The sequence below is a fragment of the Sulfuricaulis sp. genome, from assembly GCF_024653915.1.
Taxonomy (GTDB): domain Bacteria; phylum Pseudomonadota; class Gammaproteobacteria; order Acidiferrobacterales; family Sulfurifustaceae; genus Sulfuricaulis.
Genome location: NZ_JANLGY010000020.1, coordinates 170,899 through 180,247, shown reverse-complemented (window position 1 = coordinate 180,247; position 9,349 = coordinate 170,899). Strand labels below are relative to the sequence as shown.

At 56.9% G+C, this 9,349-nt stretch carries 10 protein-coding genes; 8 read left to right on the top strand and 2 right to left on the bottom strand.

Annotation, left to right across the window (positions count from 1 at the left end; genetic code table 11):
- Positions 1 to 14: 14 nt before the first annotated feature.
- The 3 genes from NUV55_RS13875 to NUV55_RS10635 all read left to right on the top strand — a co-directional run bounded on the left by NUV55_RS13875 (position 15) and on the right by NUV55_RS10635 (position 2,011).
- Entirely contained in the window at positions 15 to 107 is a 93-nt protein-coding gene (locus NUV55_RS13875; RefSeq protein ID WP_367280403.1) for an IS3 family transposase, read from the top strand.
- A 102-nt stretch (positions 108 to 209) separates the two neighbouring features.
- Positions 210 to 1,208, top strand: a complete 999-nt coding sequence (locus tag NUV55_RS10640) for a tetratricopeptide repeat protein (RefSeq protein WP_296672800.1) — start codon at positions 210 to 212, stop codon at positions 1,206 to 1,208.
- Positions 1,209 to 1,540: 332 nt separating this feature from the next.
- A complete protein-coding gene (locus NUV55_RS10635; protein ID WP_296672798.1) occupies positions 1,541 to 2,011 on the top strand; it encodes a DUF305 domain-containing protein in 471 nt (156 codons plus the stop codon).
- Positions 2,012 to 2,066: 55 nt separating this feature from the next.
- Here NUV55_RS10635 and NUV55_RS10630 read toward each other — a convergent pair whose 3' ends face one another.
- Complete coding sequence (locus NUV55_RS10630; RefSeq protein WP_296672797.1) at positions 2,067 to 3,263, bottom strand: class I SAM-dependent rRNA methyltransferase; 1,197 nt, start codon at positions 3,261 to 3,263, stop codon at positions 2,067 to 2,069.
- 42 nt (positions 3,264 to 3,305) lie between these two features.
- Positions 3,306 to 4,454: an MFS transporter gene (locus NUV55_RS10625; RefSeq protein WP_296672795.1), complete on the bottom strand. Its 1,149-nt coding sequence runs from the start codon at positions 4,452 to 4,454 to the stop codon at positions 3,306 to 3,308.
- Between the two features lie 214 nt (positions 4,455 to 4,668).
- Here NUV55_RS10625 and NUV55_RS10620 point away from each other — a divergent pair, with 214 nt between their 5' ends.
- From NUV55_RS10620 to NUV55_RS10600, 5 genes are all read left to right on the top strand, one after another.
- Positions 4,669 to 5,847, top strand: coding sequence for an amino acid ABC transporter substrate-binding protein (locus NUV55_RS10620; RefSeq protein WP_296672793.1), 1,179 nt, complete (start codon positions 4,669 to 4,671; stop codon positions 5,845 to 5,847).
- A gap of 68 nt (positions 5,848 to 5,915) precedes the next feature.
- Positions 5,916 to 6,791: a branched-chain amino acid ABC transporter permease gene (locus NUV55_RS10615; RefSeq protein ID WP_296672791.1), complete on the top strand. Its 876-nt coding sequence runs from the start codon at positions 5,916 to 5,918 to the stop codon at positions 6,789 to 6,791.
- Entirely contained in the window at positions 6,784 to 7,740 is a 957-nt protein-coding gene (locus tag NUV55_RS10610; RefSeq protein ID WP_296672789.1) for a branched-chain amino acid ABC transporter permease, read from the top strand. The genes NUV55_RS10615 and NUV55_RS10610 overlap by 8 nt, the downstream gene beginning before the upstream one ends.
- The gene (locus NUV55_RS10605; protein ID WP_296672787.1) at positions 7,737 to 8,483 is read left to right on the top strand and encodes an ABC transporter ATP-binding protein; all 747 of its coding nucleotides are present in this window, start codon (positions 7,737 to 7,739) and stop codon (positions 8,481 to 8,483) included. The genes NUV55_RS10610 and NUV55_RS10605 overlap by 4 nt, the downstream gene beginning before the upstream one ends.
- Positions 8,480 to 9,199, top strand: a complete 720-nt coding sequence (locus tag NUV55_RS10600; RefSeq protein ID WP_296672785.1) for an ABC transporter ATP-binding protein — start codon at positions 8,480 to 8,482, stop codon at positions 9,197 to 9,199. The genes NUV55_RS10605 and NUV55_RS10600 overlap by 4 nt, the downstream gene beginning before the upstream one ends.
- Positions 9,200 to 9,349 lie beyond the last annotated feature (150 nt).

Genomic DNA, 9,349 nt, shown 5'->3' with positions numbered 1-9,349 from the left:
AGCTCGAAGCCGCGATCAAGCACTACATCCGTTTCTACAACCACCAGCGGCTGCATTCCGGCATTGACTACCACACGCCGGTGGAATATGAGAGATTGTGCCGATGATCCGGCGTCCACTTTTTCGGGGGAAGATCCACCTCGGGTCCCGCTGGCGCGGGCCCCTCGGCCCCTCAACACAACGTTAGCCATCACAAGTATGGAGTATTAATGAAAAATATACTTGCATTATTATTTATTCTTTTTTCTTTAAGTGTGCATGCTGAAGAATGGATTTCTCCGGTTGATAATAAATACTCAGCCAAAAACCCAGAACTCTTTTCAGTATTGTCACGGGCAAGGGTCATCTTAGATTCATGGCGGGGTCAGCAAGAGAAATTGAGAGAAGCTGACACTTTGCTTAAGAGTGTGCTTCAAAAAGACAGCAACTTTGCACCTGCATATAGAGAATATGGCAGGTTGTATATCATGGCGGGATATATCAACCGTGATAAATTCAAAAAAGGTAGCCTGAATCCTGCCGAAGAATCAATCCTTAAGTCCATAGAAATTGAGCCAAATTACGCGGATTCGTATGTCTTGTTAGGCCATTTGTACACAAATATGGACAGAGATATTGATGCAAAAAGTGCGTTAGTAAAAGCAGAACAAATAGGAACTAATATTCCATGGTTACACTTGAATTGGGCCGATCTCCTAGTAAAACAGAAACAATACGGAGAAGCCCTTAAACGTTACCAACACGTCCTTGAAACAAGCACGACAAATAGAAAGGCCTATTCCAGCGCCTTAAGTGGTCTCACGACAGTGTATTGGTATATGAATCAATATGACAAAGTTAGTGAAGCTCACAAAAAAATAATTGCATATGAACCTGATAGTGCCTGGAGTTGGGGAAACTATTCAAGCTTTCTTCTGTTTGGTTATAACGATGTTGATGGCGCTATTACGAATGGACAAAAAGCCCTCAGCATAATGGACTATGGAATGGGACGATTTACTTTGGCGTGTGCTTTATACACAAAATGGGCACTACTGCTTCAAGACGTGAAAAAAGCGGATAAAGCTCAACAATATTTTGACGAGGCTTGGGCACTTTATCCGTATCCAGAAAGAATAATTGAAAAAACTATTCAATATAAATACACGAAGATTACCGCGGATAAACTACAAAAATGGCTAACAAGTCATTCAACGGGGACGCGCTAACGCGCGCCCGTTAATACCACGTTAGACGGCACTATTCTGCATGCTTAGTCGCCGCTCCGCGCTGTTGGCTGCCCTCTTTGGGGGGCTAGTAGTAGGCATCGGTTATCCGTTTGTAGACATCGCGCTCGCGTGCCGTGCGCCAATGTCCGAAGCATGCGTTTGGGGTAAGGCGTACTTTTCGCTAACTCTGACCGTAAGCGTAGTGTTGCTTGGCGGCATAGTGGCGGGAGTGCTTTATGCTGTGCTCATGTGGCTGCGCCATCGCCAGTCGCGCGGTGATGCCGTCTAACCGCGCGTTCGAGAGTGGACGCTAGACGTCATAGGAGGGATCAATGCATCCGTACAGAAATTTCATCTTGATGATCGCTGTGTCTGCAACTCTGATGTTTGGCTTGATGTACCTGAACACCTATCAGCTTAGCCATGTATGGTTTAGCCAGACTCGCTTGTTCATGACCTTTATCATGGCGGGCTCCATGGCGTTAGTCATGCTCTTCTTCATGCGCCATATGTACAAAAACAAGCAGGCCAATGTAGCCATTGTTATTGGGAGCGTTGCACTCATGGGCTCAGGCTTCTGGTTGGTACGCAGCCAGGCAACTGTAGGGGATGCCGCTTGGATGAAGGCGATGATTCCGCACCACTCGATAGCAATACTCACAAGTGAGCGCGCCAATATTACTGACCCTCGTGTCAGGAAGCTTGCTGACGACATCATTGAAGCCCAGCGCCGGGAGATCGGGGAGATGGAAGTCCTGATCAGAGATATCGATGATCAGTCAGCGGAAACCTCGCAGCAGTGACGGCTAAGATTTCATTCAAGCCGACGCCGCTTCGCGGCGCGGCTTAATTCAGGCATTATGTCGGCAACAGCCTCACGAAAAATGCCTTGAGATATCCCGTTTCCGGAATTGCCGGGTGCATGGGGTGATCCGGCCCCTGATGGCCTTCCTCGATGATCTCCAGAAACCGGTCAACGTGCCGGCTGTCTCTGAGCAGGATGTCACGCAACTCATCGCGGTGCAGGTGATACGAGCAGGAACAGGAAACCAGAATTCCGTCTTTGGACAGTACCTGCATCGCCATCTGGTTCAGCCGCTGATAAGCCAGGGTTCCTTCTTTAATATCTTTCTTGCGCTTGATGAAGGCAGGCGGGTCGAGTACCACCACGTCGAAGCGCTCGCGCGCGCCACGCAGCCGCTTTAATGCTTCAAACGCATCTTCTTTCTCAACACTGACCTTCGCGGCCACGCCGTTCAATTCGGCGTTATGAAGTATGGCTTCGACGGCCTTGGGTGAGCTGTCCACGCAGGTCACTGACTCGGCGCTGGCCACGGCCGCCTGCACGCCCCAGGCGCCGAGATAGCTAAACACATCCAGCACGCGCAGACCTTTTATATAGTGGCGAAAGCGCGTGCGATTCGGCCGCTGGTCGTAGAACCAGCCGGTTTTCTGGCCGGTGAGCAGCGGCACGGCGAACTTCACGCCGTTTTCTTCGAGCGTGATGGATTCCGGTATTTCGCCCAGCGCGGTTTCGACGTAGTTTGTCAGGCCTTCCATCTCACGGGTCGAAGTATCGTTGCGAAACAGAATGGCGTTTGGCTTGATGACCTTGGTGAGCGCCGCGACGATTTCGTTCTTGAGCCGTTCCATCCCCGCGGTGGTGATCTGGACCACGGCGATATCGCCGTAGCGGTCCACCACCAGTCCCGGCAGGCCGTCGCTGTCGCCGAAGGCGAGACGATAATAAGGAGTGTCGAATAAGCGCTCGCGTAGGGACAGGGCGATATTGAGCCGGTGGACCAGCAGCGACTGATCGAGCGTGTATTTCGGGTCGCGTGACACCAGCCGCGCACAAATAAGCGCGTGCGGATTGGCGTAGCCGGAACCCAGCACGTGGCCCGCCGCGTCCTCTATTAACACCGGTTGGCCGGGCTCGAACGCCGTGAGGGGGGTCAACTTCGTGTTTACTTCATTGCTGAAAACCCACACGTGACCGGCACGCAGACGGCGGTCTTCGTTTTTATTCAGGCGCAGTGAGGCGAGGGCGGTCATGGGATCGCGGAGCTTATTTGAAACGCCGGGAAATGGGAACCGTCAGGGGCGTACGAAGCGCCAGAAACCGGCGGTGGCAAGCGCGGCCAGCAGCGCCGAAACGAGAAAGGCGATTTTGACGCCGTAGAAACTCCACAGTCCGCCGATCAATAACCCCGCCGGTATCGCGGCCATGCCCACGAGCATGTGAAACCAGCCAAAGGCGGTACCGCGCTCGGCCGGTATGGAAAGGTCGCGCACCAGCGCGCGCTCGGCGCCTTCGGTCAGGCCGAAATAGAAACCGAGCGCCAGGCTCCAGGCCCACAACATAATCGGTTCGACCACGAAGGCGAGCGCGAACAGTGTCACGGCATAGACCATCCAGCCGGTCAGGATCAGCGGCCGGCGGCCGACGCGATCGGTGTGGCTGCCGGCCTGCTCGGAAATCACGGCCTTGACGACATGCATCGCCGCCCACAGCAATAGCAACTCCACCACGGTCATGCCCAGTTCATGGCCGCGCAGCAACAGGAAGGTTTCGGGAATCTTGCCGAGCGTGAAAAACGCCAGCACCATGAGGTAGCGCCGCGAAAGCGGGCTCAGTCGGGACCAGCTCAAGGGCGCAGTTTCGGAAACTGGAGCCAATGGGCGGGGTGCCTCCTTGATACCGAATGCGAAAAGACAGACTGCCAACACACCAGGAATGGCGGAAAGGGCGATGACGATATCCAGGCGCGCAGTGCCCCAATAAACAATAGCGGCTGCCACGAGCGCCCCCAGCACGGCGCCGCTGTGATCGAGCGCACGCGTAAATCCATAGGCGCGGCCAGCGTTGCTGTCGTCAATCGCATCCGAGATCAGCGCATCGCGCGGCGCGGTGCGCACGCCCTTGCCAATGCGATCGGTGACGCGAATGGAGAGCACGGTGAGCCAGCTTCCGGAAAGACCGATCAGAGGCCGCGCCAGATTCGACAGCAGATACCCGAACACGACATAGGGTTTGCGCCGACGTCCATAGAGATCGGAATGCCGTCCGGCCCAGAGTTTGAGCAGATTGGAAACAGTGTCGGCCACACCTTCAATCAACCCCAGGGCCAATGGTCCGGCAGCCAGTACCGTGGCGAGCAGCAGCGGGATGAGCGGCACCACCATCTCGCTGGCAAAATCATTCAACAGGCTGACGAAACCGATCACGACCACGGTACGCGGCAATCGGCGGGAGCTTTTTCCGGGGAGGGCTGTATTCAATGTGATGGCTTCGGTGTGGAGGTGTGGCTACTGTAATCGAGTGGTTTTCGCCTTGCAAAAACGCGGTAATTCGCAACGCAAAGCTTTCCTGCGTTTTAATCCGGATTACCCCTGTGATAAGGTAGTCCTGACTAGGGTTCCTGCCGCAACGCGCGGCAACTTCAAGGAGGACTTAATAATGAAACGCCGGATTTCGCTGTTTGCATTCCTTTCTGTTGTTATCGCTTTCCTGGTTTCTCCCACCATTGGCTACGCAAAAGATACTGTAGTTGGCACGTCGGTTGCGCTGACGGGCAAGTACGCGCGCACCGGGCAGGAGCAGCTACAGGGCTTCCAGATGTGGATCGAGGAGGTCAACGCCCGCGGAGGGTTGCTCGGTCAGAAGGTGGCGCTGGTTCATTACGATGACGAGTCCAAACCGGAAACCGGCGCCAAGCTTTACGAAAAACTCATCACCGACGACAAGGTCGATTTGCTGATCGGGCCGTATTCCTCCGACGTGACCATGGCCGCCAGTACCGTGGCCGAGAAGCATAATTTCCCCATGGTGTCCTCCGGCGCTTCATCGAGCGAGATTTGGGAACGCGGCTACAAGAACACATTTGGCCTGTACACGTTGGCCGATCTCTACATGGACCAGATTATCGAGCTCGCCAAGTCCAAAGGGCTCAAGAAGATCGCCTTGATCTACGAGAACACGGCTTTCCCGCGCGGGGTGGCCGTCGGCGTCAAGTCCAAAGCGAAACAGCTCGGCATGCAGATCGTGTTCGAAGAGGAATACGGCAAGGCCTCGACCGATTTCTCTTCCATGATCATCAAGATCAAAGCCAAGAAGGCGGATATGGTGATCGGCGGTTCCTATCTGCCGGACTCCACTGCCTTCATGCGTCAGGCCAAAGAAAACCGGCTGTACGCCAAAATATTCGCGTTTGCCGTGGGCCCCGGCCTGCCTGATTTCGGCGCCAACCTCGGACTGGATGCCGAAGGCGTCATGGGCAATACCCAGTGGGAACCGACGCTGAAGCTTCCGGGCGCCAAGGAATTTTCCGACAAGTACAAGGCCAAGTACGGTCATGAGCCGGGTTACCATGCCGGTGGTGGATATGGCGCGGGTTATGTGCTCGAGGCCGCGGTCAAGAAAGCCGGCAGTACGGATCGCGACAAGGTACGCGCGGCGCTGTTCGCGCTCGACACCGTCAACGCCTTCGGCCGCTTCAAAGTGGACGCGACCGGCAAGCAGATCGGCAAGCCGGCTTACGCCGTGCAATGGCTCGGCGGCGAACGCCATATCGTTTTGCCGGTCGAGGCTGCGACCGCCAAGGTGGCCTATCCGTTCAAGGACTGGGGCAAGCGCTGAAAGCCTGATAACCACGGGTCGGCAGGTGGCACGAAAATTCCACGGCTGATACGAACGAACGCACCCCCGTGGATCTGCTCGAACCTGAAATCCTGCTGCAGCTGCTGATCAACGGGCTGCTGGCGGGGGCGCTGTACGCGCTGCTCGCCGGCGGCCTCAATCTGATATTCGGCGTGATGCGCGTCATTAACATCGCTCACGCCGAGTTCATGCTGATAGGTGCCTTCGGCGCGTACGTTCTGTTTAACGTTTTTGGCCTCCATCCGCTGCTCTCCCTGCTGATAATCGTTCCGGCGATCTTTGTCGTGGGCTACTATTTCCAGCGCGTGCTGATCGAGCGCGTGGTGGGTCGCCCCATGCTTACCTCGTTGCTTGCGACCTACGGCGTATCCATTATCCTGATCAACGTCGGGCTGTTGATATTCAGCGCCGACTTCAAATCGGTCCCGGTGCTGCAGGGCTCGTTCCTGGTCGGCGAGCTGGCCATCTCGAAACCGCGCACCGTGGCCGGCCTGGTTTCTCTGATACTGAGCGTGGGCGTATATCTGTTTCTCGAACGCACGCGCCTCGGCAAGGCGGTGCGCGCGGTGTCAGAGCATGCCCAGGTTGCCCAGATTTGCGGCATAGACGTGCGCCAAATTCGCATGCTGACCTTCGGCATGGCCGCGGCCATGGCCGGTGCCGCGGGCGTGATGCTGTCCATCATTTACTCGTTCTGGCCCGGATCGGGCGTGGATTTCATCCAGAAGTGTTTTGCCATCATCATCATCGGCGGCATGGGAAATTTTGTCGGCGCCTTGTATGGCGGCATTCTGCTCGGCGTGGTGGAGTCCTTCGTGGGAGGATTCATTTCGACCCAATGGGCCGAGGCGATGGCATACCTGCTGCTGGTGGCGGTGCTGCTGATCCGCCCGACCGGCCTCAAGGGGGTGGCGCGTGCCTGACCTCAATCAGCGGATGATCAGCGTCTGGGCAGGCACAGTACTCGTCGGACTGGCCATGTTGGCGCCGCTCGGGGTCAACGAATATTACCAATCGTTTCTGCTTCAGGTGTTCCTCGTCATCGCGCTGGCCCAGGCGTGGAACCTGATTTCTGGCATGACCGGGTACGTTTCATTCGGCCACGCGGCGTTTTTCGGTGTCGGTGCCTATGCCGGTGCGCTGTTTCTGACCTGGGGATTCCCGTGGTGGCTCGCAATCCTGAAAGGCGCCGGCGTCGCCGCGCTGCTTGCCGTGCCCCTTGGATTCCTGACGCTGCGCCTGCGCGGTCCTTATTTTGCTATCGCCATGCTCGGGCTCAACGAGGTCGGACGCATTGTCGCTACGCTTTGGGTGAGCCTCACGAAGGGTGGTACCGGACTTACGCTCTCGCCCACACTGCTGCCGTCGCTTGATGTGAAATATTTCACGATGCTTGCCTTGGCGCTGGGGGCGACCCTGCTCATCGCCTGGATTCACCGCAGCCGTTTCGGCCTGGAACTGCGCGCTATCCGTGAGGACGAGGAGGCGGCCGAAATGGTGGGCGTCAACACCACGCGCAACAAGGTGACCGCCTTCGTGCTGTCAGCGCTGATACCCGGCGCCGTCGGCGCGGTTTATGCCATGTACACCAGCTACATCAACCCCGCCTCCGCCTTCGACCATGCGCGCAACATCGAAATGATCGTGGTGGTGTTGTTTGGCGGCAGCGGTACGGTCTGGGGGCCGATAATCGGTGCTGCCACCGTGATGGTGATTCGCGAGATGCTGTGGGCACAGTTTCCCGCGGCGCATCTCGCGGCGCTGGGAGTGTTGTTGCTGGTCGTGGTCCTGTATCTGCCCGGTGGGCTGGTGTCCATCGTACGCGAGCGCCAGCAGAAGCGACCTGATGCACGCCCCGGAGAGTCGCCATGACCGAACCTGTCAGCCGCCCGGACCAAATCCTCAGCGCCTGGGGGATTGCACGCGATTTCGGCGGTGTTCAGGCGCTGCGCGGGGTGGATCTGCACGTGGCGCGCGGGTCCATTACCGGATTGATTGGCCCCAACGGCTCGGGCAAGACCACGCTGTTTCAGATCATCTCCGGCATGGACCGGGGTGCGACCGGTAAAATCAGCTTCGACGGTGAATCCATTCTGGGATGGCGCCCCTCGCAAATATATCGCCGCGGCATGGCTCGTACCTTCCAGCTCTCGCGCGTGTTTCCGGAATTAACGGTATTGGAAAACCTGGTTGTGGCCGGCAGCCGTCATGACCGAAGCGTAACGGAACGTGCGCTCGGACTGCTCGAACGCGTTCGGCTGCGCGAGTACGCACAAGTGCGGGGGAAAAATCTTTCTTACGGGCAGCAGAAGCTCGTCGAATTCCTGCGCGTGCTCATGAGCGATCCCGCGCTGATCCTGCTCGACGAACCGGCGGCGGGGGTCAACCCGACGTTGCGCCAGACGCTGTGGGACATGGTGCGGAATCTGAATGGGTTAGGCACGACCTTTCTTGTCATCGAACACAATATGGAAGTGATTGCCGATCTTTGCTCCGATGTGTACGTGTTGAGCGAAGGTGAAATGATCGCGCATGGCGGTTTTACCGAGGTTCGTAACAACGAACAGGTTCTTGAGGCCTATTTTGGCAAAAAACGGGAGTCGGCCGGCGCATGACCGAGACCCTGCTCTCCATTCGCGACCTGGAAGTTTCCTACGGAGCGGTGCAGGTACTGTTCGGCATCAATCTTGAGGTACATGCCGGCGAGATCGTGTGCATCATTGGACCCAACGGCGCCGGAAAATCCACGGTCATCAAGGCGGTGATCGGACTGGTGGCGGCGGAGAAAGGGAAAATTGTTTTCGACGGTCAGTCCATCACCAATTTTCCGGCGCATGAGATTCCGGCGCTGGGGATAACTTATGTTCCCCAGGGCCGCATTGTCTTTGCCACGATGACCGTGGCCGACAACCTGGAGATGGGCGCATTTCTGCAACGGGACGCCCGCAAGCGCCGCGAGGCGGTGCAGGCGGTGTTCGAACAATTCCCGCGACTCTACGAGCGGCGCCACCAGCCGGCAGGAAAGCTCTCCGGCGGTGAGCAGCAAATGCTGGCCATCGGACGCGCGCTCATGATGAATCCCAGGCTGGTGATCCTCGATGAGCCGTCACTCGGTCTTTCTCCAAAATATGTTGACCTGATATTTGAACAATTAATTGAGCTTAAGCGCCAGGGCCGCACCTTGCTCATGGTGGAGCAGAATGCCGCGCGGGCGCTGGAGCTCTCCGATCGCGGGTACGCGCTCGAACTCGGTCACAACCGCTTCGCCGACACCGGTGCCAAATTGCTGGCCAACGATGACGTACGCCATATGTACCTGGGCGGCGCTTGAAACTTGCATGTCGGTATTTTCAATCTGCGCGAAAGGCCTCAATCGATGCCTTATGCCTTGCTGCGTGGGCCTTTGCCGATGGCGCAGGCCGGCAGGCCAAGCGTCGGGAAAAGCCGCTAATTCAAGGGGATTTCCTCCTTTACGACTGAT

Bases quoted from the DNA above. Each gene is read 5' to 3' on its own strand.
- NUV55_RS10640 (WP_296672800.1), top strand. From the start codon at position 210: ATGAAAAATATACTTGCATTATTATTTATTCTTTTTTCTTTAAGTGTG.
- NUV55_RS10635 (WP_296672798.1), top strand. From the start codon at position 1,541: ATGCATCCGTACAGAAATTTCATCTTGATGATCGCTGTGTCTGCAACT.
- NUV55_RS10630 (WP_296672797.1), bottom strand. From the start codon at position 3,263: ATGACCGCCCTCGCCTCACTGCGCCTGAATAAAAACGAAGACCGCCGT.
- NUV55_RS10620 (WP_296672793.1), top strand. From the start codon at position 4,669: ATGAAACGCCGGATTTCGCTGTTTGCATTCCTTTCTGTTGTTATCGCT.
- NUV55_RS10605 (WP_296672787.1), top strand. From the start codon at position 7,737: ATGACCGAACCTGTCAGCCGCCCGGACCAAATCCTCAGCGCCTGGGGG.
- NUV55_RS10600 (WP_296672785.1), top strand. From the start codon at position 8,480: ATGACCGAGACCCTGCTCTCCATTCGCGACCTGGAAGTTTCCTACGGA.